The sequence below is a fragment of the Streptomyces sp. NPDC088733 genome (assembly GCF_044751185.1).
Taxonomy (GTDB): domain Bacteria; phylum Actinomycetota; class Actinomycetes; order Streptomycetales; family Streptomycetaceae; genus Actinacidiphila.
In genome coordinates this window covers 1-26,375 of record NZ_JBIVLH010000028.1, presented here as the reverse complement: position 1 = coordinate 26,375, position 26,375 = coordinate 1, and the positions used below count along the sequence as shown (strand labels likewise).

Genomic DNA, 26,375 nt, shown 5'->3' with positions numbered 1-26,375 from the left:
CTGTCAGTGGGCTCGTGCATGGTGGGAACCGCGGACGGCGCAGGGGGTCTGACGGATCGTCCGCTCCACTGAGACGTGCCCAGAACAGGGGGAGAAGCATGTCCGCGGACACCGCACTCCGGCCGCATGCCGAAGACGCGTTCGCCCATGAGCTCAAGGCTCTCGCGGCGGCCGACGACCGGCCGCGCCCGGCCCGCTGGAACCTGTCGCCGTGGGCGGTCGCGCTGTACCTGCTGGGCGGCGAGCTGCCCGACGGCACCGTCGTCACACCCAAGTACGTGGGCCCGCGCCGCATCGTCGAGGTCGCGGTCAGCACCCTCGCCACGGACCGGGCCCTGCTGCTGCTCGGGGTGCCGGGCACGGCCAAGACCTGGGTCTCGGAGCATCTGGCGGCCGCCGTCAGCGGCGACTCCACCCTCCTCGTGCAGGGCACGGCCGGCACACCCGAGGAGGCCATCCGCTACGGGTGGAACTACGCGCAGTTGCTCACCCACGGCCCGAGCCGGGAGGCGCTCGTGCCCGGCCCGGTCATGCGGGCGATGGCCGAGGGCCGCATCGCCCGCGTCGAGGAGCTGACCCGCATCCCCGCGGACGTGCAGGACAGCCTCATCACGGTCCTGTCCGAGAAGACGCTGCCGATACCGGAGCTGGGCGCCGAGACCCAGGCGGTGCGTGGCTTCAACCTCATCGCCACCGCCAACGACCGGGACCGCGGGGTCAACGAGCTGTCCAGCGCGCTGCGCAGGCGTTTCAACACCGTCGTGCTGCCGCTGCCGGCGACCGTGGAGGAGGAGGTCGACATCGTCAGCCGCCGGGTCGGGCAGCTGGGCCGGTCGCTGGAGCTGCCGTCCCTGCCTGCGGGCGCGGACGAGATCCGGCGGGTCGTCACCGTCTTCCGCGAGCTGCGGGGCGGGGTCACCGCCGACGGCCGGACGAAGGTCAAGTCCCCCTCGGGCACGCTCTCCACGGCCGAGGCCATCTCGGTGGTCACCAACGGGCTCGCTCTCGCGGCGCACTTCGGCGACGGCGTGCTGCGCGCCGGGGACGTGGCGGCGGGGATCCTCGGCGCGGTGGTCCGCGACCCGGCGGCCGACCGCGTGGTGTGGCGCGAGTACCTGGAGACGGTGGTCCGGGAGCGGGAGGGCTGGAAGGACTTCTACCGCGCCTGCCGCGAGGTGACGCCGTGACGGACGGGCCCGCGCTGCTCGGGGTGCGGCACCACGGGCCGGGGTCGGCCCGCGGTGTCCGCGCGGCGCTCGACCGGTACGCGCCGCAGATCGTGCTGATCGAGGGGCCGCCGGAGGCGGACGCCGTGGTGGGGCTGGCCGCGGAGCCTGACATGCGTCCGCCGGTCGCGCTGCTGGCGCACGTCGTCGACGAGCCGTCACGGGCCGGGTTCTGGCCGTTCGCAGACTTCTCCCCGGAGTGGGAGGCGATCCGCTGGGCGGCCGCGCGGGGGGTGCCGGTCCGCTTCATCGACCTGCCGGCGGCGCATTCGCTGCTGATGCGGGAGTCCGCGGACAACGGGACGGAGGAGGGAGCAGAAGGAGAAGAAGGAGAAGAAGGGGACGGCGGGTCCGGGGGTGCCCGCGCGCGGATCGATCCGCTGGCCGTACTCGCGCGGACCGCCGGTTACGACGACCCCGAGCGGTGGTGGGAGGACGCCGTGGAGCACCGGGGGAGCCGCGACGGGGAAGCGGACTCCGCCGGCGACGCGGACGATCCGCTCGCGGCGTTCGAAGCGGTCGCCGAGGCCATGGGGGCGCTGCGCGCGGAGTACGGGGACGGGGGGCACCCCCATGACGCCGTCCGGGAGGCGCACATGCGGCTGCGGATACGGGACGCCCGCCGCGAGTACGAGCGCGTGGCGGTGGTCTGCGGTGCCTGGCACGTGCCCGCGCTCGCGGCCGCGACCGGTGTGACCGCCGACCGGGCCCTGCTCAAGGGCCTGCCGAAGGCCAAGGTCGAGATCACCTGGGTGCCCTGGACCCACCGGCGGCTGTCCCGGGCCGGCGGGTACGGGGCCGGGATCGACTCGCCCGGCTGGTACCGCCATCTCTTCACCGCACCGGACCGGCCCGTCGCGCGATGGATGACCAAGGCCGCCGGACTGCTGCGGGAGGAGGACCTGCCGGTCTCCTCCGCGCATGTCATCGAGGCGGTGCGGCTCGCGGGCGCGCTCGCCGCGATGCGCGGCCGCCCGCTGGCCGGCCTCGGGGAGACCACCGACGCGATCCGGGCGGTGATGTGCGACGGGTCCGACGTGCCGATGGAACTCATCCGGGACCGCCTGGTGGTCGGGGACGAGCTGGGCCGGGTTCCCGAGGGCGCGCCGGCGGTGCCGCTCGCCTGCGACCTGGCGCGCGAGCAGCGCAGGCTGCGACTGAAGCCGGAGGCACTGGAGAAGGAGGTGGAGCTCGACCTGCGCAAGGAGACCGACGCCGGCCGCAGCCGCCTGCTGCACCGGTTGCGGCTGCTCGGCATCGGATGGGGCGAGCCCGCCCGGTCCCGCGCCGGTACCGGCACCTTCCGTGAGACCTGGCGGCTGCGCTGGGAGCCCGAGTTGGCGGTGCGGGTCGCCGAGGCGGGGGTGTGGGGCACCACCGTGGCGTCGGCCGCCACCGCCAGGGCGGAGGACGAGGCGGTGCGGGCGACCGCGCTCGCCGAGGTGACCGGCCTCGCCGAGCGCTGCCTGCTGGCGGAGCTGCCGGACGCGCTGCCGGTCGTGATGCGGGTGCTCGCCGACCGCGCCGCGCTCGACGCCGATGTCGGCCATCTCGCGCAGGCGCTGCCCGCGCTGGTGCGGTCCGTCCGCTACGGCGACGTCCGGGGCACGGACGCGGCCGCGCTGCGCGAGGTCGCGGAAGGGCTGGCGGAGCGGATATGCGTCGGTCTCCCGCCCGCGTGCGCGGGGCTGGACGCCGAGGGCGCGTCCGAGATGCGGGGCCATGTCCAGGGCGTGCAGCAGGCGGTGGTGCTGCTGGCCGACGACGGGCTGCGCACGCGCTGGGCGGGGGTCCTGCGGGCCCTGGCGGTGCGCGACCGCGGGATGCCGGGGCTGCTGCGCGGCACCGCCGCCCGCCTGCTGCTGGACGACGGCCGGCTGGCGGCCGGGGAGGTGGCCCGTCTGATGGGGCTGGCCCTGTCGGCCGGGACACCGCCGCAGGAGGCGGCCGCCTGGACGGAGGGCTTCCTCGCCGGGGGCGGCATGCTGCTCGTCCACGACGCGCGGCTGCTGGCCCTGGTCGACGAGTGGCTGTCGGCGGTTCCGGCCGCCGCGTTCGACGACGTACTGCCGCTTCTGCGGCGCACGTTCGGCGAGTTCGACGCAGGTGTGCGGTGCACGGTGGGGGAGCTGGTGCGGCGCGGTCCCGCGGAGGGCTCGCCCGAGGCGGCGGCGGAGGGCGCGCCGGGCTTCGCCGCCGGGCTGGACGAGGCCCGGGCGGGCGCGGTGCTGGCCACCGTCCGGCTGCTGCTGGGACACGACCGACCGACAGGGGGAACGGCGACATGAACGGGGCTGTGGACGCGGCTGTGAACGGCGACCCGAGGGTGGACACCGGCATCGACGGCGAGGAGCGGCTCCGCCGCTGGCGGCTGGTGCTGGGCGGGGGCCCCGCCGACGGCACCGGCCGGGTGCTCACCGGCCGCGACGCCGCGATGGACCGGACGCTGGAGGCGCTGTACGGGTCCGGCCCGCGCGCCGGGGGCGGGACACCGGCGCGGGGCGGGCCGCGCTCCGCCGGGCTGGGTGGTTCCGCGCCGCAGGTCGCGCGGTGGCTGGGCGACATCCGCGGCTACTTCCCGAGCAGCGTCGTCCAGGTGATGCAGCGCGACGCCATCGACCGGCTCGGCCTGTCCGCGCTGCTGCTGGAACCGGAGATGCTGGAGGCGGTCGAGGCCGACGTGCATCTGGTCGGCACGCTGCTGTCGCTCAGCAAGGCGATGCCCGAGACGACGAAGGAGACCGCCCGGGCCGTGGTCCGCAAGGTCGTGGAGGACCTGGAGAAGCGCCTGGCCTCCCGCACCCGCGCCACCCTCACCGGGGCGCTGGACCGTTCGGCGCGGGTCAACCGCCCGCGCCACCGGGACATCGACTGGGACCGGACCATCCGCGCCAATCTCCGGCACTACCTGCCCGAGCACGGCACGGTCGTCCCGGAGCGGCTGATCGGCCACGGCCGTGCCGCCCAGGCGGTGAAGAAGGACGTCGTCCTCTGCATCGACCAGTCCGGGTCGATGGCCGCGTCGGTCGTCCACGCCTCGGTCTTCGGCGCGGTCCTCGCCTCGATGCGCAGCATCGACACCAAGCTGGTCGTCTTCGACACCGCGGTCGTCGACCTGACCGAGCAGCTGGACGACCCCGTCGACGTCCTCTTCGGCATCCAGCTGGGCGGCGGCACCGACATCAACCGGGCCCTGGCCTACTGCCAGTCGCTCATCACCCGCCCGGCGGACACGGTCGTGGTGCTCATCAGCGACCTCTACGAGGGCGGCATACGGGACGAGATGCTCAAGCGCGTCGCGGCGATGAAGGCCTCCGGCGTCCAGTTCGTCGCTCTGCTTGCACTGTCCGACGAGGGCGCGCCCTCCTACGACCGGGAGCATGCCGCGGCCCTGGCGGCGCTCGGCGCCCCCGCGTTCGCCTGCACACCCGACGTGTTCCCGGAGATCATGGCGGCGGCGATAGAGAGGCGGCCGCTGCCCGTCCCGCAGGAGTAGAGGGGGTAAGGCCTTACCGTCGCCGCCCGGATCACCCGGAAGGATCAACCGCGCCGCTGTTACGGGCGCCGTCTGTGACTGTTCTCACCGCTCGTCCACGAGCTGGGATTTAGTCGCGCCGCCTGCGCGGCGCTAACCTGCGAGACGGACATGCCGCGTGCTCGGCCGACGTGTGCGCCCCCCGTACGACCGTACGCATGGATCGTTACGAAGACGTCAGCGACGACCGCCCCCGGCACGCTCACGCCAACAACGAACCCGCGATTACCAAGGACGGACGCGCGTGGACCTGTTCGAGTACCAGGCGAGGGACCTCTTCGCCAAGCACGGTGTACCGGTGCTGGCCGGTGAAGTCATCGACACGCCTGAGGCGGCGCGCGAGGTCGCGGAGCGGCTCGGTGGCAAGGCTGTCGTCAAGGCACAGGTGAAGACCGGTGGCCGTGGCAAGGCCGGCGGCGTGAAGGTGGCGTCGGACCCCGAGGACGCGGTGGCCAAGGCCGGCCAGATTCTCGGCATGGACATCAAGGGCCACACGGTCCACAAGGTGATGCTGGCGGAGCTGGCGCCGGAGATCGCCTCCGAGTACTACGTCTCCTTCCTGCTGGACCGTGCCAACCGCACCTTCCTGGCGATGGCCTCGGTCGAGGGCGGCATGGAGATCGAGGAAGTCGCGGCGACCAAGCCCGAGGCCCTCGCGAAGATCGCCGTGGACGCCAACGAGGGCGTCACCCCGGAGAAGGCCCGCGAGATCGTCGAGGCGGCCGCCTTCCCGGCCGACGTCGCCGACCAGGTGGTCGAGATCCTGCAGACCCTGTGGAAGACCTTCATCGCCGAGGACGCGCTCCTCGTCGAGGTCAACCCGCTCGCCAAGGTCGCCGACGGCCGCGTCATCGCGCTCGACGGCAAGGTCTCCCTGGACGAGAACGCCGACTTCCGCCAGCCGGAGCACGAGGCGCTGGTGGACCACGCCTCCGCCAACCCGCTGGAGGCCGCGGCCAAGGCCAAGGGCCTGAACTACGTCAAGCTGGACGGCGAGGTCGGCATCATCGGCAACGGCGCGGGTCTCGTCATGAGCACCCTGGACGTCGTCGCCTACGCCGGCGAGGGCCACGGCAACGTCAAGCCCGCCAACTTCCTCGACATCGGCGGTGGCGCCTCCGCCGAGGTCATGGCCAACGGTCTTGAGATCATCCTCGGCGACCCGGACGTCAAGTCCGTCTTCGTCAACGTCTTCGGTGGCATCACCGCCTGCGACGCGGTGGCCAACGGCATCGTCCAGGCCCTGGAGCTGCTCAAGTCCAAGGGCGAGGAGGTCACCAAGCCGCTCGTCGTCCGTCTGGACGGCAACAACGCGGAGCTGGGCCGGCAGATCCTCACGGACGCCGCCCACCCGCTGGTCGAGCAGGTCGACACCATGGACGGCGCCGCCGAGCGCGCCGCCGAGCTGGCTGCGAAGTAAGGGACAGGTCACCACATCATGGCTATCTTCCTGACCAAGGAAAGCAAGGTCATCGTCCAGGGGATGACCGGTTCCGAGGGCACCAAGCACACCCGGCGCATGCTCGCCTCGGGCACCAACATCGTCGGTGGCGTGAACCCGCGCAAGGCCGGCACGAGCGTCGACTTCGACGGCACCGAGGTGCCGGTCTTCGGCTCCGTCGCCGAGGCCATGGAGAAGACCGGTGCCGACGTCACCGTCATCTTCGTCCCGCCGAAGTTCGCCAAGGACGCGGTCGTCGAGGCCATCGACGCCGAGATCCCGCTCGCGGTCGTGATCACCGAGGGCATCGCCGTCCACGACACCGCCTCCTTCTGGGCGTACGCGGGCAGCAAGGGCAACAAGACCCGGATCATCGGCCCGAACTGCCCCGGTCTGATCACCCCCGGTCAGTCCAACGCGGGCATCATCCCGGCCGACATCAGCACCGCCGGCCGCATCGGCCTGGTGTCGAAGTCCGGCACGCTGACGTACCAGATGATGTACGAGCTCAGCGACATCGGCTTCTCCTCGGCCGTGGGCATCGGCGGTGACCCGATCATCGGCACCACCCACATCGACGCGCTGAAGGCGTTCCAGGACGACCCCGATACCGACCTGATCGTCATGATCGGCGAGATCGGCGGCGACGCCGAGGAGCGTGCCGCCGCGTTCATCGCCGAGCACGTCACCAAGCCGGTCGTCGGCTACGTCGCGGGCTTCACCGCGCCCGAGGGCAAGACCATGGGCCACGCCGGCGCCATCGTCTCCGGCTCCTCCGGCACCGCCCAGGCGAAGAAGGAGGCCCTCGAGGCCGCCGGCGTCAAGGTGGGCAAGACCCCGTCGGAGACGGCCCGCCTCGCGCGCGCCATCCTGCAGGGCTGAGTTCGCCCAGGCGTACGCCGTGAGTCGGCGGGCCCGCTCCCTTCGGGGGGCGGGCCCGCTGCCGTGTGCCGGTGTGCCCGGGGGCGGCGTCAGGGGGAGAAGCGGATGTCGATCAGCGGTGTCGACACCGAGAAGTGGTCGCTGAGCGGGCCGAAGACCAGACCGCCCGCGGTCAGCAGCACCAGGAGGACGGTGGCGGCGACCGAGCCGAAGGTCTGGTGCCGCAGCCGTTCCTCGCTCATCTCCCGCACCTGCTCCGCGGGGAACTCCGGGACACGCGGCTCGTTCAGGAGGCCGGCCAGCCCGGCGACGGCCTCCTCGCCGAGCGCGTCGCGGGCCCGGATGATGCGCGCGGCCGTGGTCGGGGTGCTGGCCATGCTCTCGGCGGCGGTGTGCCGCAGGCCGAGCCCGAGGCCCTCGTGGAGCAGCACGGCGTGCCGGGCCCCGCGCGGCAGCCGCTGGAGGTCCCCGCGGGCGCGGCGCCCGGTGCGGTGCCAGGGCACGAACTGCTGCCAGGGGGCGAGCGCGTGCTCGAACGCCTGGGAGCGGAGCCAGCCGACGGGATCGGGGTCGGCCGCGACCTCGGGCCAGCGCTGCCAGGCCCGGTGGAAGGCGCGGTGGACGGAGTGCCGGCCCAGTTCCTCGTTGCCGGTGAGGACCTCGACCTGCCGGATCAGGGCGGGGGCCGCGTGCGCGTAGAGGTGGTCGAAGGCGGCTTCGGCGGCCTCGGCGAGGCGCAGTTCCGCCTCCTCGGCGGCCGCCTCGGCCTCTTTGGCCGCTGCCTTGGTCTCCTTTGCCGCCGCTTTCGCCGCCGCCTTGACCTGTTTCGCGGTCGCCCCGGACGTCCCGGCGGCGTCGGCCGCCGCGTCGTCGGGCTCCCCCGGGGGCGCGGACCGGTCCTGCCCCTCGGGCCGCGCGGCCTGGGGAGCCTCGGCGCGGGGCGCGCGAGGCGGCCCCGCGGCCCCGGCGGGCGCTTCGGGGCCGGCGGGGGGCGGAGCCGACGGGGCGGTCCGCGGGGTCGCCGCGGGCTGCGGGTGGGGCCGCCGCTTCCTGGCGGTCCCTGCCGTCTTCGTCAGGTGGGTGCGGGTCATGCGATCGACCACTCGGATCGTGTGAAGATACGCATACCGCCATGTTCTGCGACACGACGGACATTCGCATGCTGCGACGGTAAAAGGGGTCTTCTTGGCAGCATGGGGTGCCGTGACCGCCGCCCGCGCTGTGAGACTCGTCTTCCGCCGTGTCCGGGCCGCGCACGAGGCCCTGCTCACCGCGGAGTCCGTGCCCGCCTTCACCGGCGGCGTGCTCGCCGCCGGACTGGGACTCGGCGGCTTCGCCGTGCTGGTGCTGTTCCTCTGGATCATCTCCCCGTTCCCCGACAGCGGGCTGTACGGGGCCCTGCACATCGCCGCCGACTGCTGGCTGCTGGCGCACGGCACGGACCTGGTGCGGGTGGAGACGGTCTCCGGCGTCCCCGCGCCCGTCGGGGTCACGCCGCTCCTTCTGGCGGTCTTCCCCGTCTGGCTGCTGTACCGGGCCGGTGCCGACGCCGCCGCCCCCGCGTCCACCGACCGGGCGGCGGCGTCCGCCGTGGCCTGGCTGATCGGCGGATATGTCGCGGTGGCCGCGGGCGCGGCCATCTTCACCTCGTACGGACCGGTGCGGAGCGATGCCCTCAGTGCCGGGCTGCACGTCCCCCTCGTCGCCGCCCTGGCGGCGGCGGCCGGCGCGTGGGCCGAACGGGGGAGGCCGCACATCCCCCTTCCGGCGGCGTTCCACCGGGTGACGGACCGGGTGCCGGCAGGGGAGATCGGGCCGGTGACGCGTTCGGCGGCGGCCGGAGTGGCGGTGCTGCTGGCCGGCGGCGCGGTCCTCACGGCGGTCGCGCTGGTCCTGCATCCCGGCGCCACCGGGGCATCGTTCAGCCGGCTCAGCGAGGCGCTGTCCGGGCGGCTGGCCGTGCTCGCCCTGTCGGTCGCGCTGATCCCGAACGCGGCGGTGTGGGGTGCGGCCTACGCCCTCGGGCCGGGGTTCGCCCTGGGTACGGAGGCGGTCGTCCGGCCGGCCGGCGCGGTCGGCGATCCCGTACTGCCCGACTTCCCGCTCCTGGCCACGCTGCCGCAGGCCGGCCCGGGCACGGTGCTGACCTGGCTCGCGCTGCTGGTGCCCGCCGTCGCGGGGGTGGCCACGGGCTGGTTCGCGGTCGATCGGGAAGCCTCCGCGGGCCTGGGCCGCACGGCGGCCCGCGCGGCGCTCGGCGGTACGGCCTGCGGCGTGGCCCTCGGCCTGCTCACGGAGCTCGCCGCGGGCCCCCTCGGCTCGGGTGCGCTCGCCGACTTCGGCCCGTCACGCTGGCTCGCCGCGGCCGCGGCCGCCGGCTGGACCGTCGTCATCGGCGTCCCCACCGCCCTCGTGGTGCGCTGGCTCCGCCGCTTCCGCGCGGCCCGTGCGGCCTACGAGGACGCCTACGCCTACGAAGACTGGGCCGAGGACGCGGACGCCGAGGGCGCCGAGGACTGGTTCGAGGACGCGGACGCCGAGGACGCCGACGACTGGGACGGTGAAGCGGTGGCAGACCCCGACGAGGACGACGACGCCGCCGACGACGACAAGGCCGGGTCCGACGCGGAGGCCGGCGCGGGCGACGGCGGGAAGCGGTCCGCGGCCACGGATCCGGTCTGAGTGTCGCGATCGCCGGGTCTGCGGCGTCGGGGGCGGTGTGGACCGGGCGGGCGGGGTGGGTGTCAGGATTTGTGCTGCCGGACCGGTGGGGCCGGCAGTCGCGGGGGTATGAGTCGCGGGCCGACGAGGACGACGACGACAAGGCCGGGCCCGATGCGGAACCCCGTGCCGGCGGCAGCCGCAGGCAGTCCGCGGCCACGGACCCCGTCTGACCTGACCCGCGCGAACGCCGGGCCCGCGGCGTCGTGGACGGCGCGGGCCCGGCGGGCGGGGGTGGGTGTCAGGCCTTGCGCAGCCAGACGGGTGGGGCCGGCATGTCGCGGGCGCAGGAGTCGCGGGCCGACTGGGTGAGGGCGTCGCCGACGCAGGAGTAGTAGTCGCGGTAGGCGAACTCGCTGCTGAGCAGGCCGCCGACGAGGCCGACCGCGAGGGCGCCCATGACGATGCCGCCGATGGCCGCGGGGCGCTGGGGCTTGGCGTTGGGGTCGGCCGGCGGGGGCGGGGGCTGCGCGGGGCCGTCGGCCAGCAGGGCGGCGGCCTCGGCGCGGGCCTTGGCGCGTTCCTCGGGCTTCATGCGGAGCGCGTTGACGCCCCAGTAGAGGGCGAGTCCGCCGAGCAGCAGGGCGAGGTACGTCCAGCCCAGCAGCAGGGCGAAGAACAGCCCCCACATGCCGGACAGCAGGGCGTAGCGGGCGCGCCGCTGCGCCGGGTCGGTCGGGTCGAACCGCGGCCCGTTCGGGCGCCCGCCGCCGTAGCCGCCGTCTCCGCCGGGGCGGTCGCCGAGACCGCCGCCGCGCCCCGGCTGCCGGTCGCTCCACTGGCTGCCCCAAGAGGGCGGCGGGGGTGGCGTGGGCCGCTGGTCGGAGTCCTGCTCGTCCGAGGGCTGCTGCGGCCTGCGCGGCTGCCACGGCTGGTCGGGAGCGTTCTCCGGCGGCGGAGCGAACGGATTGTCCTGCTCATGGCCGCGGCCACTGCTCATGGTTGCCTGGGTCATCCCCTTGCCGTCGACTCCTCGAGTTGTCGGACGCGTCGCTACGCCGTTCTCTCCCCCAGACGCTACCGTCCGGGCGCTCCCCCGTCCCGTGGGGGGCGGTCGGGTGTGCCGGTATCGTTGCTGACGGTCGACGGGCTCGTAGGGTTCCCCGTAATCGGGGGGATCTTCGAGTCGTACGATCCTCCAAAGCGCCGGACCCGAGAGTTGACCCGCAGTGGCCGCAGTCTTCCCGCCCCTTTCCCGCCCCGCCCGACTCGTCGTGCTCGTCTCCGGTTCGGGCACGAACCTCCAGGCGCTGCTGGACGCGGGGGCCCACGTCGTCGCCGTGGGCGCGGACCGCTCCGGCATCGCGGGACTGGAGCGCGCGGAGCGCGCCGGGGTGCCGACGTTCGTGTGCCGGGTGAAGGACCACGGCGACCGGGAGGCCTGGGACGCGGCGCTGGCCGCGGAGGTCGCGGCGTACGAGCCCGACCTGGTCGTCTCGGCCGGCTTCATGAAGATCGTGGGCAAGGAGTTCCTGGCCCGGTTCGGCGGCCGCGTCGTCAACACCCATCCGGCGCTGCTGCCGAGTTTCCCGGGCGCGCACGGGGTGCGCGACGCCCTCGCGTACGGCGCGAAGGTCACCGGCTGCACCGTCCACTTCGTCGACGACGGCGTCGACACCGGCCCGATCATCGCCCAGGGCGTGGTCGAGGTGCGGGAGGACGACACGGAGGAAGCTCTCCACGAGCGCATCAAGGAAGTCGAGCGAAGGCTGCTCGTCGACGTCGTGGGGCGGTTGTCCCGCGACGGGTATCGCATTGAGGGACGAAAGGTTCTGTTGCCGTGAGTACCAAGCGGGAGATCCGGCGCGCGCTGGTCAGCGTCTACGACAAGACCGGTCTGGAGGAGCTGGCCCGCGGCCTGCACGAGGCGGGCGTCCAGCTGGTCTCCACCGGCTCGACGGCCGGGCGGATCGCCGCCGCCGGGGTGCCGGTGACGAAGGTGGAGGAGCTGACCGGCTTCCCCGAGTGCCTGGACGGCCGGGTGAAGACCCTGCACCCGAAGGTGCACGCGGGCATCCTCGCCGACCTGCGGCTGGAGGACCACCGCCGGCAGCTGGAGGAGCTGGGCGTCGAGCCCTTCGACCTGGTCGTGGTCAATCTCTACCCCTTCCGCGAGACCGTCGCGTCCGGCGCCTCGGACGACGAGTGCGTCGAGCAGATCGACATCGGCGGCCCGTCGATGGTGCGCGCCGCCGCCAAGAACCACCCGTCCGTGGCGGTCGTGACCAGCCCCGAGCGGTACGCGGACGTGCTGGCCGCCGTCCGCGGGGGCGGGTTCGACCTGCCCACCCGCAAGCGCCTTGCCGCCGAGGCCTTCCAGCACACCGCCGCGTACGACGTCGCGGTCGCGGGCTGGTTCGCCGAGTCCTACGCGCCGGCCGACGACAGCCCCTTCCCGGACTTCTTCGGCGCCACCTACGAGCGCAAGAACGTGCTGCGCTACGGCGAGAACCCGCACCAGGCCGCGGCTCTCTACACCGACGGCGGCCCCGGACTCGCCAACGCCGAGCAGCTGCACGGCAAGGAGATGTCGTACAACAACTACGTGGACACCGAGGCCGCGCGCCGGGCGGCGTACGACCACGACGAGCCCTGTGTCGCGATCATCAAGCACGCCAACCCGTGCGGTATCGCGGTCGGCGACGACGTCGCCGAGGCGCACCGCAAGGCGCACGCCTGCGACCCGCTGTCGGCGTTCGGCGGCGTCATCGCCGTGAACCGGCCGGTGACCGTGGCCATGGCCGAGCAGGTCGCGGAGATCTTCACCGAGGTCATCGTGGCGCCGGACTTCGAGGAGGGCGCGGTCGAGGTCCTCGCCCGCAAGAAGAACATCCGGGTGCTGCGCTGCCCCGAGGCGCCCGTCGCGGTGACGGAGTTCCGCCCGGTCGAGGGCGGCCTGCTGCTGCAGGAGAAGGACCGCCTCCAGGCCACCGGTGACGACCCGGCGACCTGGACGCTGGCGACCGGCGAGCCGCTGGCGGAGGAGGAGCTGGCCGACCTCGCCTTCGCGTGGCGGGCCTGCCGCGCCGTGAAGTCCAACGCCATCCTGCTGGCCAAGGACGGCGCGACGGTCGGCGTCGGCATGGGCCAGGTCAACCGTGTCGACTCCGCCCGGCTCGCCGTCCAGCGGGCCGGCGAGGAGCGCGCGGCCGGCTCCTACGCGGCGTCCGACGCCTTCTTCCCGTTCCCGGACGGCCTGGAGGTGCTGACCGGCGCGGGCGTCAAGGCCGTGGTGCAGCCGGGCGGTTCGGTGCGCGACGAGGCCGTCGTCGAGGCGGCGCGCCAGGCGGGCGTGACCATGTACCTCACCGGGACGCGGCACTTCTTCCACTGAGGCGGAACCCGCGCCCTGACGTCCGAAGGCCCCCGCAGCAGCGGGGGCCTTCGGCGCTCGCGGGACTCGGGGGGCTCAGTACTGCGGCCGCCTGAACCACGCAGCCGTCTCCGCCTTCGCGGCGGAGACGATCAGCACGATGCTCGGCACCAGCGGGACGACCGCCAGGAACGCGCCCGTGACCAGACTCGCCAGGCAGCCGAGCGCGCTCAGCGCGCCCAGCACGACGGACCCCGTGCGCACGCCGCTGCCGCCCGTCCGGTACTTCGCCGCCACACCGGTCGCCAGCAGGGCCAGCGCCAGGGCGAGCACCCCGCCGACCCACAGCAGGCCGCCGTACTTCGCGGCCAGGCCGGTGTCGTCCTCGATGTTCGCCAGGACGACGCCGATCAGCAGGACCAGCAGGCCGCTGAGGACCCACAGGCCGGCCAGTACGTAGAGCATCGCCCGCGCCGTCCTCGCCGACGACGGCATCGTCTGCGGACCGCCCGGCGGCCCGGGGTAGCCGTACGGCGGCTGCGGCGGGCCCCACTGCTGGTGCGGTTGCTGGGGGAAGCCGTAGGAGGGCCGGCCCCACGGCTGCTGCTGCGGCGGCGTGGGCGGTCCGCTGTAGGGATTGCCGGGGCCGGGCGGATGGCTCACTTCGGATTCCTTCGCGCGGACGGGGCCTTGCTGGTGCTGGTGCTGCCGAAGGTCACCGAGGTGCCTGGGTCTTGACGACCACCGAGTTGAGGATCTTGTCGGCGAACGTCTGCTTCTTGTCGTCCCACAGCGGCCACAGGTAGCCGATGTAGCAGGCGGCGCCGTCGAGTCCGTGGCACAGGCGGCGCACGAAGGCCATGCCGAAGCCCAGCGGACGGCCGTCGGCCTCGCGCAGCACGCTGATGCCGAGGGCCTTCTTGCCGGGCGTCTGGCCCGTCCTGCCCTCGCGGTAGCAGAGGAAGAGGCTGCCGACGAAGGACAGCAGCACGCCGAGCCCGATCAGGGCGAGGGCGCCGCCCGGCATCTGCGGGGAGTCGCACGTGGCGGCGCCGCTGGCGTCGCAGGCCTTGACCGCGTCCACGACCACGGAGATGAACTGCCCGTAGCCGATGCCGACCAGGATCATCGGAACGAGTCCCACGATCAGGAAGTCGATCAGCGTGGCACCGACCCGCGCGCCCCAGCTCGCGAACGGCGGCATGCCGGGCACCGGCCCCGCCGGCTGGCCGTAGGCGCCGTAGCCGTACGGTCCCTGGGCCTGCTGCGGGACGCTGCCGTACGGGGACGGCGGCTGCTGGGGGTAGCCGTAACCGGGCTGGCCCGGGGGCTGCTGCTGCGGGTACCCGTAGGGCGGCTGAGGCTGCGGCTGCTGCGGCGGAACGGGCGGCTGGCCGTACGGGTTTCCGGGACCGGGCGGGTAGCTCACGGTGACTTCTTTCGCGCTGATACGAGTGGGGACGGCCCACATCGTCCTGGGCGGTGTCATCCGCTGTCCAGCATCAGGTGGGAGACCTGAGAAGATGGAGGTATGACCGCCCAGATTCTCGATGGCAAGGCCACTGCTGCCGCGATCAAGTCAGAACTCTCCGTACGCGTCCAGGCGCTCAAGGCCCGCGGGGTCACGCCGGGGCTCGGCACCCTGCTGGTCGGCGACGACCCGGGCAGCCGCTGGTACGTCGCGGGCAAGCACCGCGACTGCGCCGAGGTCGGCATCGCGTCCATCCAGCGCGAACTGCCGGGGACGGCAACGCAGGAGGACATCGAGGCGGTCGTGCGCGAGCTCAACGAGGACCCGCAGTGCACGGGTTACATCGTGCAGCTCCCGCTGCCCAAGGGCATCGACACCAACCGCGTCCTCGGCCTGATGGACCCCGCCAAGGACGCGGACGGACTGCACCCCACCAACCTGGGCCGTCTGGTGCTCAACGAGCGCGGCCCGCTGCCGTGCACGCCGAACGGCATCGTCGAACTGCTGCGGCGGCACGGCGTGGAGATCAACGGCGCGCATGTGGCCGTGGTCGGGCGCGGGGTCACCGTGGGCCGCTCCATCGGCCTGCTGCTGACCCGCAAGTCCGAGAACGCGACGGTCACCCTCTGCCACACCGGTACCCGGGACCTGGCCGCGCAGTTGCGCCAGGCCGATGTCGTCGTCGCCGCCGCGGGTGTGCCGCACCTGGTCAAGCCGGAGGACGTGCGGCCGGGCGCCGCGGTGCTCGACGTCGGTGTGAGCCGGGACGAGAACGGCAAGATCGTCGGCGACGTCCACCCGGGCGTGGCCGAGGTCGCCGGCTGGATCTCGCCGAACCCGGGCGGTGTCGGCCCGATGACCCGCGCGATGCTGCTGGCGAACGTGGTCGAGGCCGCGGAGGGCCGCTTCTCATGACCGACGGCCCCCGCCAGGGCAACACCGCCGGCACCGGCACCGGCACCGGCACCGACACCGGCACCGACAGCGCCGGTACCGGCGACGAGGGCACCCCGGTGGCCACTCCCGCCGCGAAGACCGCCGAGCCGGCCCCGCAGCAGGACCAGGCAGGTCTCGGCCGCCGCTTCCAGGCCGTCACGGAGGGCACGGCCCGGCCCGAGGGCGGCGGCCGGGCCGCGGCGGGCGACGCGCCCGCGCCGGCCCGTCAGTGGCCGATTCTCGGGGTCGGCGGTGCGGTGGCCCTCGGGCTCGTGCTGATCGCCGCGGACACGGTGCGGTCCGGCATGGTGCTGATCGGCGCGGCGCTGCTCGCGGGCGCACTGATGCGCTGGGCGCTGCCCTCGGTCGGCATGCTGGCGGTGCGCAGCCGCTTCACCGACGTGATCACCTACGGGGTGCTGGGTGCCGTGATCGTGCTGCTGGCGCTGATGGCGCAGCCGCATCCGGTGCTGGAGATCCCGTTCCTGGAGGACGTCGTCCGCTTCTCCGTGCGCTGAGCGCACGGGGCGTACCGGCCCGCGACAGCACTTGGCGTCCCGTCCTCCCCCCGTCGGAGGACGGGACACCGTCGCGTAGGGCGCCCCCCTCTGGCTCCCCGGCCACGACGCTACGGGCAGCCCGCCCGCCGGGGCGTCCCGTTCTGGGTGGAGGTTTTCGGCCGGTGTACAACTTTCGCGGTACGGCGACGGGCTGACGCGGGTGCCCGGCGGCCGGTCTACGCTTCGCGCGTGCGGAACAAGGTGCTGGCGGACGTGGCGCTGGCGGTGGCTTTCACGGCGGCCAGCATGCTGCTGGGACACGAACGGCCACCGCCGGACTGGCAGCGGCTGGACGCCGCGGGTTACGCGCTCACCGCGCTGGTCAACCTGCCCGTCGCCGCCCGGCGCCGCTTCCCGGTGGGTGTGGCCGTCTTCGTCTGCGCGGCGTGGGCGGTCTTCGTGGCGGCGGGCTACTGGCCGGTCGTCAACAGCCTCGCCCCCCTGATGGCGCTGTACGGCGTGGCCACCGTGCGCCCGGTGCGCGTCGCGCTGGGCTGTGCGGCGCTGACCGGCGGGGTGTGGGTGTACGCGGGGCTGACGGCCGCGCAGAGTTCGATGGCCACGGTGGTCGCGCAGGCGGTGGTGTTCCCGCTGGTCATGTGCTGGTTCGGGCACTCCGCGCGAGTCTCGGCGCAGCGCGCGGACCGGCTCGGGGAGGTCACCGAGCGGCTGCGCTCGGAGCGGCAGGACGCCGCCAAGCTGGCGGTCGCGGAGGAACAGGCCCGGATCGCCCGGGAGTTGCACGACGTCGTTGCCCACCACATGTCGGTGATATCGGTGCAGGCGGGCATGGCCTCGTACGTCTTCGCCAGCGAGCCGGAGAGCGCGCGCAAGGCCCTGGACACCATCTCCGACACCACGCGCGAGGCGCTTCAGGAGATGCGCCGCATGCTCAAGGTGCTGCGCGCGGGACCGGGGGAGCCCGAGGGCGGCGCGCCCTCCTACGACCCGATGCCCTCGGTGACCCGCATGGGGGAGATGATCGAGCGGGTGCGCGCCGCCGGGCTCGCGGTGGAACTGCGCATCGAGGGCACGCCGCGCCCGGTCGCGCCCGGCGTGGGGCTGTGCGCCTACCGGGTGGTGCAGGAGGCGCTGACCAACGTCCTCAAGCACGCCCCGCACGCGCGGGCGCGCGTGCTGGTGGCGTACGAGCCCCACCGGTTGCGGGTCGCGGTCACCGACGACGGCGCAGGTGCCGGGCCGGGCGAGGCGCCCGGTCGTTCCGATCCGGCCACAATCCCCCAGGGAGCCGGTCACGGCTTGATCGGCATGCGCGAGCGCGCCAGGCTCTACGGTGGGACGGTGGACATCGGCCCGCTCGGCGATGGCTTCGAGGTGCGCCTCACGCTTCCCACATCGGCGCGCGGGGCCGCGCGGCGAGGGGACTCATTGGACGTATGACCACGGTGCTCGTCGTCGACGACCAGTTCCTGATCAGGGCCGGACTGGTCGGGCTGCTGCGCGCGGCCCCCGGTATCGAGGTGGTCGGCGAGGCCGGCGACGGCGAGGAGGCCGTGGAGCGGGCCGCCGAGACCGCGCCCGAGGTGATCCTCATGGACATCCGCATGCCCGGCATCAGCGGGGTCACCGCGACCGAGCGCATCCTGGCCGCGGCCGGCGAGCGGGCGCCGCGGGTCCTCATCCTCACCACCTTCGACCTCGACGAGTACGTGTACACCGCGCTGCGCGCCGGGGCCTCCGGCTTCCTGCTCAAGGACGCGGGCCCGGAACGGCTGATCGCCGCCGTCCACGCGGTCGCCGGGGGCGACACCCTCTTCGCGCCGAGCGTCACCCGGCGGCTGATCGAGGCGTACGCGCCGGTCCGTCCCGCCCAGGACCCGGGCCGGCCGCCCCCCGCCGAACTCGGGGCGCTGACCGCGCGCGAGGTGGAGGTGCTGCGGCTGATCGCCAAGGGGCTGTCCAACGCGGAGATCGCCGAGGGGCTGTTCATCAGCGAGGCGACCGTGAAGACCCATCTGAACCGCACCATGGCCAAGTTGGGGCTGGGCAGCCGGGCGCAGGCGGTCGTACTGGCATACGAGACGGGACTCGTGACCCCGCGAAGAGGATGAGGATTCTCCGGATTTCGAGCGTCGAGCGTATGTGCGTCGCTACCGTGGGTTGACCGACGGAACCGGGGGGTGCGTGGTGGCGCGATGGGAACCATTGCCCGAGACACTTGACGCCGCCGCGCGCCGGCTGGCCGTGCACCTGCGCCGGATGAAGGACCGCAGCGGGCTGAGCGTGCCGGCGCTGGCCGCGCGCACGGCCCAGAGCACCGAGGCGTGGGAGCAGTTCCTCAACGGTGTCCGGGTGCCGCCGCGCGACGCGGTCGAGGTGCTGGGCCAGTTGAGCGGCGCGGACTACCAACGGCTGATCGCCCTGTGGGAGTTGGCCGACCGCGGGGTGACCGACACGATGACCGGCTTCCGGTACTCCGATCCGCTCGATCCGCTGGCCCCGGTCGAGGGCATGCCCCGGCACGCGGCCCGGCGGCGGCGCAGGGCTCTGCTGGTGGGTTTCGGGATGCTGGCCGGGGCGTTCGGGCTGCTGCTCGTCGCCGGGATCGCCACCGACGGGAGCATGCGGGCGCAGGCGCCGCTGTCGGCGCATCCCCGGGGGGCCGCCGCGGGCGGCGGGGCGCCGTCCGCCGGTGCTCCCGGGTCCTCGGTCGCCCGGCCGGGGAAGGCCTCCTCGGTGCCGACGCAATCGCCGGTCCGGCCCGCCGCCCCGCGCACCGGGGCCGGCGCGGTCACCCCGGACGGCGGGACGCCCGCGGCGCCGGTCGACGACATGAGCGAGCACACTGAGGGCGGCCACGCCCCCGCGACCGGCGGCTCCGGCGGTTCGGGGTCCTCCGGCGGCACGGGTTCCCCGGGGGGCACGGGTTCCTCCGGTGGCCACGGCACGACAGCGCCGGGCAGCGGCGCCACCACGCAACCGCCCGCCACCACGGCCCCGCCCGCCCCGACCCCCACGCCCACCCCCGCGGCACCGAGCCCGACCCCGGGCCACGGACTGTGCCTGGGGCTGATCGTCCTCGGCATCTGCATCGGGTGACGGCATCCCCTCGTACGCCAGCACGGCAAGCACGGCAAGCACGGCAAGCACGACAGCACGACAGCAGGACGAGCAGGGAGAGCGCACCATGACCCGTTGGCGACCGCTGGCGGACGATCTCGACCCGCGCGTCCGGGAGTTCACCGAGCAGTTGCGACGGCAGGTCGACCGCGGCGGCCTGAGCGCCGCCGCGCTCGCCGACGCCACCGGGTACAGCAGAAGCTCCTGGGAGCGGTATCTGTCCGCCCGGCTTCTGCCGCCCCGGTACGCCGTCGTCGCGCTCGCCCAGGCGACGGGCGCCGACCCGCGGCACCTCGTCACCCTGTGGGAGGTCGCCGAACGGGCCTGGAGCCGCGCCGAGAACCGGCACGACGTCACGATGGAGGCCGGACGGGTCGCCGAAGCACGCGCCGCGCTCGGCGAGTTCGGGCCCGCGCCGGGCACCGGTCCGGCCCCGCACCGGTCCCGGCGCGCCCTGGTGCTGTTCGCCGCGGGCGCGGTGGCCGTGGTGCTGGCGGTCGTCGTCGCGACTGTGCTCGCAGGCGGGGGCGGCGGCACCGACCGCGCGGGGCAGCCACGGGCACCGCACTCCTCCCGCACGGCCCACGCGGCCGCGCTCCCCTCCGGGGTCAAGTGCACCGGCGCCACCTGCACCGGCGAGGACCCCGAGGGCATGGGGTGCGGCGGGGCGCACGCGCGGACGACGGCCTCGGCCTGGATCGGCGGCGCCCTGGTCGAGACGAGGTACAGCGAGGTCTGCGCCGCCGCTTGGGCGCGGATGTCCGCCGCCGCGCCCGGCGACACCCTCACCGTCGGCCCCGCGGGGGCCGGCGGTCAGGTCCAGCGCACCCGCATCGGCGGGACGGCCGCCGCGTACACCCCGATGCTCGCCGCCACCGCTCCCACCGCCGTCCTCTCCTGCGCCACGCTCGCCTCGGGTCTCCACGGGTGCGCGGCGCCGCAGGTCGCCTCCCCGTCCCTGGGGCCGGGCGGGCGGTGACCGGGGCCACACCCGGTGTGGCAGCCGCCGGGACGGCACGGGTATAGCCTGGCGTGGGTCTCTTGACGCCGAGAGATCCCCGTTCCGGGAGCAAGGGACGCTGCCGGGGCGGCATGGGATCCAGCAGCAGAAGGCCAGGAGAAGGCAATGACTCGCACTCCCGTCAACGTCACCGTAACCGGAGCGGCCGGACAGATCGGCTACGCGCTGCTGTTCCGCATCGCGTCGGGCCACCTGCTCGGCCCCGATGTCCCGGTGAAGCTGCGCCTGCTGGAGATCACCCCGGCGCTCAAGGCCGCCGAGGGCACCGCGATGGAGCTCGACGACTGCGCGTTCCCGCTGCTCCAGGGCATCGACATCAGCGACGACCCGAACGTCGCCTTCGCCGGCGCCAACGTCGCGCTGCTGGTCGGCGCCCGCCCGCGCACCGCCGGAATGGAGCGCGGCGACCTGCTGGAGGCCAACGGCGGCATCTTCGGCCCGCAGGGCAAGGCCATCAACGCCCACGCCGCGGACGACATCCGCGTCCTGGTCGTCGGCAACCCGGCCAACACCAACGCGCTCATCGCGCAGTCCTCCGCCCCGGACGTCCCGGCCGACCGCTTCACCGCGATGACCCGCCTGGACCACAACCGCGCGATGTCGCAGCTGTCGAAGAAGACCGGCGTGCCGGTGAGCGAGATCCGCCGCCTCACCATCTGGGGCAACCACTCCGCCACCCAGTACCCCGACGTCTTCCACGCCGAGGTCGCCGGCAAGAACGCCGCCGAGACCGTCAACGACGAGAAGTGGCTGGCGGAGGAGTTCATCCCGACCGTCGCCAAGCGCGGTGCGGCCATCATCGAGGCGCGGGGCGCGTCCTCCGCCGCGTCGGCCGCCAACGCCGCGATCGACCACGTCTTCACCTGGACCAACGGCACCGCCGAGGGCGACTGGACCTCCGCGGGCGTCGTCTCCGACGGCTCCTACGGTGTGCCGGAGGGCCTGATCTCCTCGTTCCCGGTCACCGCGAAGGACGGCAGGTTCGAGATCGTCCAGGGCCTGGACATCAACGAGTTCTCCCGCGCCCGCATCGACGCCTCCGTCAAGGAGCTCGAGGAGGAGCGCGACGCGGTCCGCGGCCTCGGCCTGATCTGACGCGCGTCCGGCGGCCCGCCGCCGGTCCCCGAAGAGGGGGCCGGCGGCGGGCCGTTGGCGTTCCCAGCCGCTAGGTCCGCGCGGCCAGCAGCGCGCACAGCGCGTCGAGCGCGCCGGCGAAGGCGTGCTCGGGCGGGGTGCCGTAGCCGACGACGAGATCCTCGGTGTCCCGGCCGCCGAACTCGTCCAGGCTCTGCAGTCCCAGGCCCCGGGCGGCCGCCTCGGCGACGACCTGCGCGGCCGGTGTGCCGGGCGGCAGCCGGAGCACCGCGTGCAGTCCGGCGGCGATGCCGGACACCCGGACGGCGGGGGCGTGCTCGGCCAGCGCCGCGACGAGCCGGTCGCGCCGCCGCCGGTAGTGCAGCCGCATCCGCCGCACATGGCGGTCGTACGCGCCGGAGACGATCAGTTCGGCCAGCGTCAACTGGTCCAGGACGGGGGAGTGGTGGTCGGCCATCCGCTTCTCGTCCAGGACCGGTTCGACGAGGGCGGGCGGCAGTGCCAGCCAGGCCAGCCGCAGCCCGGGCGCGAGGCTCTTGCTGGCGGTTCCGGCGTAGACGACGTGCTCGGGGGCGAGGCCCTGGAGGGCGCCGACCGGCTGGCGGTCGTAGCGGAACTCCCCGTCGTAGTCGTCCTCGACGACCACCGCGCCGGTGGCGCGGGCCCAGGCCACCGCCGCCGTGCGCCGCTCCGGGGACAGCGGGCTGCCGGTCGGGAACTGGTGGGCGGGGGTGAGCAGCGCGGCGTCCACGTCGCTGCCGAGGGCGCCGATCTGGGCGCCGTTGTCGTCCACCGGCAGCGGGACGGTCGTCAGCCGCGCCCTGCGCAGGATCTCCACGGTGTGCGCGTAGCCGGGCGCCTCGACGGCGACGCGGCGCGCCCCGCCGGCCCGCAGCGCGCGGCCGAGCACTCCGACGGCCTGCACGAACCCCGAGCACACCGTGAGGAGTTCGGGCCTCGTGCGGACCCCGCGCACCCGCCCGAGATAGGCCGCGAGCGCCTCGCGCAGCTCGGGCCGGCCGCGCGGGTCGGTGTAGCCGAAGGCCTCGTGCGGCGCCGCCGCCAGTGCCCGGCGGGCCGCCGCGCTCCACGCGGCGCGCGGGAAGGACGAGAGGTCGGGGGAGCCGGGGCGCAGGTCGTAGGCGAACCGGTCCGGGTCGGGCAGGATCCCGGGCGTCACGGTGAGGGGGCCGCCGCGGGTGCCCCGGTCCGTGCCGCGGGGGACGGCGGCCTGGCCGCGGCGTGCGGACGGGGGCCGGCCGTCGGCGACGCGGGTGCCCGAGCCCTGGCGGGCGATCAGCCAGCCCTCGGCGACGAGCTGCCCGTACGCCTCGGCGACGGTGTTGCGGGCGAGGCCGAGATCCTTGGCCAGCGCGCGCGAGGACGGCAGCCGGGTGCCGGGGGCGAGCCGGCCGACGCGGACGGCCTCACGCAGCGCCCGCTCCAGCCCGGCCCGCGCGCCGGCGCCCCCGACGAGGTCGAGATGGAGATCGACTCCGGAAGTGGCCCAATCGTTCACCTTTCAAGTGGACCACGGAGCAGGGCCACCGCGTCGATAGGTTGGGTGGCATGACGACGATCACCGCTCCCGCGGGCAGCACTTCCGGCCACGGCCCGGACGAGCCCGTTCCCGCCCCCGCCCCCCGCATCGCGCTGGCCAAGGCCGCCCCCGACTTCTACAAGGCGATGATCGCCCTCGACACCGCGGCTGCCAACGGCCTGGACCCGGTGGTCGTCGAGCTGGTCAAGGCACGTGCCTCCCAGGTCAACGGCTGCGCCTACTGCGTCGACCAGCACATCGCGGACGCCCGCAAGCTGGGCCTGACCGAGCAGAAGCTGCACGGCCTCACCGTGTGGCGGGAGACCCCCTTCTTCACCGCGCGCGAGCGGGCCGCCCTGGCCCTCGCCGAGGCGGTGACCCGCCTCGGCGAGCACGGTGTCCCGGACGACGTCTACGACGAGGCCGCCCGGGTCTTCGACGAGGACGAGCTGCCCCGTCTGATCGCCATGTGCATCACCATCAACGCCTGGAACCGCATCGGCATCACCACGCGGATGTCCCCGGCGCCCCGCCCCGAGGGGATCTGACCCTGGGGGCCGGCTCTCAGGCGGACAGCACCTCCCGCAGCTGGTCCAGGCCCCAGTCCAGGTCCTCCTTGGAGATCACCAGCGGCGGGGCCAGCCGGATCGTGGCGCCGTGGGTGTCCTTGACCAGGACACCCCGGCCCAGCAGCCGCTCGGAGACCTCGCGGCCGCTGCCGTGGCCTGGGGCGATGTCGACCCCTGCCCACAGGCCGCGGCCGCGGACCGCCGTGACCGTGCCGCTGCCGGTCAGCAGGGACAGCTCGTGGTGCAGATGGTCGCCGAGTTCGGTGGCCCGCTGCTGGTACTCACCCGTGCGGAGCATCGCGAGGACCTCCAGGGCCACGGCGCACGCGAGCGGGTTGCCGCCGAAGGTCGAGCCGTGCTCACCCGGGCGGTACACCCCGAGCACCTCCGCGGAGGACACGACCGCCGAGACGGGGACGACGCCGCCGCCCAGGGCCTTGCCCAGCACGTACATGTCCGGGACGACGCCTTCGTGCTCCGAGGCGAACGTCCTGCCCGTACGGCCCAGGCCCGACTGGATCTCGTCGGCGATGAACAGCACCCCGTGCTCGGAGGTCAGCCGCCGCACCCCGGCCCAGTAGCCCGCCGGCGGCACCAGCACCCCGGCCTCGCCCTGGATGGGTTCCATCAGCACGGCCACCGTGTTCGCGTCGATCGCCGCCTCCAGCGCCGCGAGGTCGCCGTACGGCACGACCTCGAAGCCCGGTGTGTACGGGCCGAAGTCGGCGCGGGCCTCGGGGTCGGTGGAGAAGCTGATGACGGTGGTCGTGCGGCCGTGGAAGTTGTCCGCGGCCACGATGATCTTCGCCTGGCCGTCCGGCACGCCCTTGACCCGGTAGCCCCACTTGCGGGCCGTCTTGACCGCGGTCTCCACGGCCTCCGCGCCGGTGTTCATCGGCAGCACCATCTCCATGCCGCACAGCTCCGCGAGTTCCGTGCAGAACCGGGCGAAGCGGTCGTGGTGGAACGCCCGCGAGGTGAGCGTGACCCGGTCCAGCTGCGCCTTGGCCGCGTCGATCAGGCGGGCGTTGCGGTGGCCGAAGTTGAGCGCCGAGTAGCCGGCGAGCATGTCGAGGTACCGGCGGCCCTCGACGTCCGTCACCCAGGCGCCGTCCGCGGAGGCGACGACGACGGGGAGCGGGTGGTAGTTGTGCGCGCTGTGCGCTTCTGCGGCGGCGATGTGCTCGGCGGCGGTCGACACGTGAGTGCTCCGTTCGTGGTACGTCGGGAGATGGGGCGCTGGAGCCCGGTGGGGCTCCTTCCCATTGTTCCTATCGTCGCTCGCCCGGGATGTGAAGAAACATTGCGGCGACGTCCCGACCTCGCGTTGCTAGGCTGGCCGTGGGCCGTGACTGGCGCGCTGGGATGGGACGGACCATCGGGGAGCGGCCCGTGAACTGTGTGCCGTGCGCCTGGGCCATCCGGTATGCCGTGCCGCGCAGGAGGTCCGCATGTCCAGTGGTCCCACCGAGTCCACCGCCTTCCGCAGTGCCCTTGACGTGATCAGGGGGGTCGAGCCGCGCGTCGCCGACGCGATCGGCCAGGAGATCGAGGACCAGAGGGCCTCGCTCAAGCTCATCGCCAGCGAGAACTACGCCTCCCCGGCGGTGCTGCTGGCCATGGGCAACTGGTTCAGCGACAAGTACGCCGAGGGCACCGTCGGGCGCCGCTTCTACGCCGGGTGCCGCAACGTCGACACCGTCGAGGCCGTCGCCGCCGAGCACGCGCGGGCGGTCTTCGGCGCCGAGCACGCCTATGTGCAGCCGCACTCCGGCATCGACGCCAACCTGGTCGCCTTCTGGGCCGTGCTGGCCGCCCGGGTGGAGGCGCCGGCGCTGGAGCGCGCCGGGGTGCGCCAGGTCAACGAGCTGTCCGAGGCGGACTGGGCGCGGCTGCGCCACGAGCTCGGCGACCAGCGCATGCTCGGCATGTCCCTGGACGCGGGCGGTCACCTCACCCACGGCTTCCGGCCCAACATCTCCGGGAAGATGTTCGACCAGCGCAGCTACGGCACCGACCCGGAGACGGGCCTGCTCGACTATGAGTCGCTGCGCAGGACGGCGCGCGAGTTCCGCCCGCTGATCATCGTCGCGGGCTACTCGGCCTACCCCCGGCTGGTGAACTTCCGCATCATGCGGGAGATCGCCGACGAGGTCGGCGCCACCTTGCTGGTCGACATGGCGCACTTCGCGGGCCTGGTCGCCGGCAAGGTCCTCACCGGGGACTTCGACCCCGTGCCGCACGCGCAGATTGTCACCACCACCACGCACAAGTCGCTGCGCGGCCCGCGCGGCGGCATGGTGCTGTGCGACTCCTCGCTGGCCGAACAGGTCGACCGCGGCTGCCCGATGGTGCTCGGCGGCCCGTTGCCGCACGTCATGGCGGCCAAGGCGGTCGCCCTGGCCGAGGCCCGCCACACCGACTTCCACGGCTATGCGCAGCGCATCGTCGACAACTCCAAGGCGCTGGCCGAGGGGCTGCTGCGGCGCGGCACGACCCTGGTCACCGGCGGCACGGACAACCACCTGGTGCTCATCGACGTCGAGTCCTCCTACGGCCTCACGGGGCGCCAGGCCGAGGCGGCCCTGCTGGAGTCCGGCATCGTCACCAACCGGAACTCCATCCCGCAGGACCCGAACGGGGCCTGGTACACCTCCGGCATCCGCATCGGCACCCCGGCCCTGACCACCCGCGGCCTCGGCACGGGCGAGATGGACGAGATCGCGGGCCTCATCGACCGCGTGCTGACCACGACGGAGGCCGGGGTCACCTCGGCCGGCAAGCCGTCCAAGGCGCAGCACGTGCTGGACGCGAAGGTCGCCGACGAGATCGCGCAGCGCGCCGCCGACCTGCTGGCCGGCTTCCCGCTCTACCCGGGCATCGACCTCGGCTAGGTGTATTGGCCCGGAGCGTTGTTGACGCGGCTGATCGGGGGCTTGCCTCCGAGTGCGGTGTGGCAGCGATGGTGGTTGTAGGTGTGGAGG

At 73.9% G+C, this 26,375-nt stretch carries 23 protein-coding genes and 1 riboswitch; of the genes, 17 read left to right on the top strand and 6 right to left on the bottom strand.

Annotation, left to right across the window (positions count from 1 at the left end; translation table 11 throughout):
• Positions 1–98: 98 nt before the first annotated feature.
• The 5 genes from ACIP64_RS34925 (at position 99) to sucD (ending at position 7,084) form a co-directional block, all read left to right on the top strand.
• Positions 99–1,187, top strand: a complete 1,089-nt coding sequence (locus tag ACIP64_RS34925) for an AAA family ATPase (protein ID WP_401594998.1) — start codon at positions 99–101, stop codon at positions 1,185–1,187.
• Entirely contained in the window at positions 1,184–3,514 is a 2,331-nt protein-coding gene (locus tag ACIP64_RS34920; protein WP_401594996.1) for a DUF5682 family protein, read from the top strand. The genes ACIP64_RS34925 and ACIP64_RS34920 overlap by 4 nt, the downstream gene beginning before the upstream one ends.
• Positions 3,511–4,722, top strand: a complete 1,212-nt coding sequence (locus ACIP64_RS34915) for a VWA domain-containing protein (protein WP_401594994.1) — start codon at positions 3,511–3,513, stop codon at positions 4,720–4,722. Before ACIP64_RS34920 ends, ACIP64_RS34915 begins: the two co-directional genes overlap by 4 nt.
• 283 nt (positions 4,723–5,005) lie before the next feature.
• Positions 5,006–6,181, top strand: coding sequence for an ADP-forming succinate--CoA ligase subunit beta (gene sucC / locus ACIP64_RS34910; protein WP_401594991.1), 1,176 nt, complete (start codon positions 5,006–5,008; stop codon positions 6,179–6,181).
• Positions 6,182–6,199: 18 nt separating this feature from the next.
• Positions 6,200–7,084, top strand: coding sequence for a succinate--CoA ligase subunit alpha (gene sucD, locus ACIP64_RS34905; RefSeq protein WP_360902261.1), 885 nt, complete (start codon positions 6,200–6,202; stop codon positions 7,082–7,084).
• An 89-nt stretch (positions 7,085–7,173) separates the two neighbouring features.
• Here sucD and ACIP64_RS34900 read toward each other — a convergent pair whose 3' ends face one another.
• On the bottom strand, positions 7,174–8,175 hold the full coding sequence (locus tag ACIP64_RS34900) for a hypothetical protein (protein WP_401594989.1): 1,002 nt from the start codon (positions 8,173–8,175) through the stop codon (positions 7,174–7,176).
• Between the two features lie 94 nt (positions 8,176–8,269).
• On the opposite strand from ACIP64_RS34900, the gene ACIP64_RS34895 reads away from it, so the two are divergent.
• Positions 8,270–9,766 carry a DUF6350 family protein gene (locus tag ACIP64_RS34895; protein WP_401594986.1) on the top strand — a complete coding sequence of 499 codons (1,497 nt, stop codon included), beginning with the start codon at positions 8,270–8,272 and terminating at the stop codon, positions 9,764–9,766.
• Positions 9,767–10,046: 280 nt separating this feature from the next.
• On the opposite strand, the gene ACIP64_RS34890 is transcribed toward ACIP64_RS34895, so the two are convergent.
• Positions 10,047–10,760, bottom strand: coding sequence for a hypothetical protein (locus ACIP64_RS34890; RefSeq protein ID WP_401594983.1), 714 nt, complete (start codon positions 10,758–10,760; stop codon positions 10,047–10,049).
• A gap of 214 nt (positions 10,761–10,974) precedes the next feature.
• On the opposite strand from ACIP64_RS34890, the gene purN reads away from it, so the two are divergent.
• Both purN and purH read left to right on the top strand, forming a co-directional pair.
• A complete protein-coding gene (purN, locus tag ACIP64_RS34885) occupies positions 10,975–11,589 on the top strand; it encodes a phosphoribosylglycinamide formyltransferase (RefSeq protein WP_401594981.1) in 615 nt (204 codons plus the stop codon).
• Positions 11,586–13,139, top strand: a complete 1,554-nt coding sequence (purH, locus tag ACIP64_RS34880) for a bifunctional phosphoribosylaminoimidazolecarboxamide formyltransferase/IMP cyclohydrolase (protein ID WP_401594979.1) — start codon at positions 11,586–11,588, stop codon at positions 13,137–13,139. The genes purN and purH overlap by 4 nt, the downstream gene beginning before the upstream one ends.
• Positions 13,140–13,214: 75 nt before the next feature.
• Here the strand turns inward: purH and ACIP64_RS34875 are convergent, their stop codons facing one another.
• Positions 13,215–13,781: a hypothetical protein gene (locus ACIP64_RS34875; RefSeq protein ID WP_401594977.1), complete on the bottom strand. Its 567-nt coding sequence runs from the start codon at positions 13,779–13,781 to the stop codon at positions 13,215–13,217.
• 52 nt (positions 13,782–13,833) lie between these two features.
• Positions 13,834–14,547 (bottom strand): RDD family protein, encoded by a 714-nt coding sequence (locus ACIP64_RS34870; protein ID WP_401594974.1) that lies wholly within the window; start codon positions 14,545–14,547, stop codon positions 13,834–13,836.
• A 102-nt stretch (positions 14,548–14,649) separates the two neighbouring features.
• On the opposite strand from ACIP64_RS34870, the gene ACIP64_RS34865 reads away from it, so the two are divergent.
• From ACIP64_RS34865 to ACIP64_RS34835, 7 genes are all read left to right on the top strand, one after another.
• Complete coding sequence (locus ACIP64_RS34865; RefSeq protein WP_360902237.1) at positions 14,650–15,504, top strand: bifunctional methylenetetrahydrofolate dehydrogenase/methenyltetrahydrofolate cyclohydrolase; 855 nt, start codon at positions 14,650–14,652, stop codon at positions 15,502–15,504.
• Entirely contained in the window at positions 15,501–16,043 is a 543-nt protein-coding gene (locus tag ACIP64_RS34860) for a DUF3017 domain-containing protein (RefSeq protein ID WP_401594971.1), read from the top strand. Before ACIP64_RS34865 ends, ACIP64_RS34860 begins: the two co-directional genes overlap by 4 nt.
• A gap of 231 nt (positions 16,044–16,274) precedes the next feature.
• The gene (locus tag ACIP64_RS34855; protein ID WP_401594969.1) at positions 16,275–17,486 is read left to right on the top strand and encodes a sensor histidine kinase; all 1,212 of its coding nucleotides are present in this window, start codon (positions 16,275–16,277) and stop codon (positions 17,484–17,486) included.
• Complete coding sequence (locus tag ACIP64_RS34850) at positions 17,483–18,157, top strand: response regulator transcription factor (protein ID WP_360902228.1); 675 nt, start codon at positions 17,483–17,485, stop codon at positions 18,155–18,157. Before ACIP64_RS34855 ends, ACIP64_RS34850 begins: the two co-directional genes overlap by 4 nt.
• A 94-nt stretch (positions 18,158–18,251) precedes the next feature.
• Complete coding sequence (locus tag ACIP64_RS34845; protein ID WP_401594965.1) at positions 18,252–19,145, top strand: helix-turn-helix domain-containing protein; 894 nt, start codon at positions 18,252–18,254, stop codon at positions 19,143–19,145.
• Positions 19,146–19,233: 88 nt separating this feature from the next.
• A complete protein-coding gene (locus ACIP64_RS34840; protein ID WP_401594962.1) occupies positions 19,234–20,145 on the top strand; it encodes a DUF2690 domain-containing protein in 912 nt (303 codons plus the stop codon).
• A 147-nt stretch (positions 20,146–20,292) separates the two neighbouring features.
• The gene (locus tag ACIP64_RS34835) at positions 20,293–21,282 is read left to right on the top strand and encodes a malate dehydrogenase (protein WP_401594960.1); all 990 of its coding nucleotides are present in this window, start codon (positions 20,293–20,295) and stop codon (positions 21,280–21,282) included.
• A gap of 70 nt (positions 21,283–21,352) precedes the next feature.
• On the opposite strand, the gene ACIP64_RS34830 is transcribed toward ACIP64_RS34835, so the two are convergent.
• Complete coding sequence (locus tag ACIP64_RS34830) at positions 21,353–22,801, bottom strand: PLP-dependent aminotransferase family protein (protein WP_401594957.1); 1,449 nt, start codon at positions 22,799–22,801, stop codon at positions 21,353–21,355.
• Positions 22,802–22,851: 50 nt separating this feature from the next.
• Here ACIP64_RS34830 and ACIP64_RS34825 point away from each other — a divergent pair, with 50 nt between their 5' ends.
• On the top strand, positions 22,852–23,370 hold the full coding sequence (locus ACIP64_RS34825) for a carboxymuconolactone decarboxylase family protein (protein ID WP_401594955.1): 519 nt from the start codon (positions 22,852–22,854) through the stop codon (positions 23,368–23,370).
• Between the two features lie 16 nt (positions 23,371–23,386).
• Here the strand turns inward: ACIP64_RS34825 and rocD are convergent, their stop codons facing one another.
• Complete coding sequence (gene rocD, locus ACIP64_RS34820; protein ID WP_360902210.1) at positions 23,387–24,592, bottom strand: ornithine--oxo-acid transaminase; 1,206 nt, start codon at positions 24,590–24,592, stop codon at positions 23,387–23,389.
• A gap of 137 nt (positions 24,593–24,729) precedes the next feature.
• Positions 24,730–24,816: riboswitch (ZMP/ZTP riboswitch) on the top strand.
• A gap of 26 nt (positions 24,817–24,842) precedes the next feature.
• On the opposite strand from rocD, the gene ACIP64_RS34815 reads away from it, so the two are divergent.
• Complete coding sequence (locus ACIP64_RS34815) at positions 24,843–26,285, top strand: glycine hydroxymethyltransferase (protein ID WP_401594952.1); 1,443 nt, start codon at positions 24,843–24,845, stop codon at positions 26,283–26,285.
• Positions 26,286–26,375: the final 90 nt, after the last annotated feature.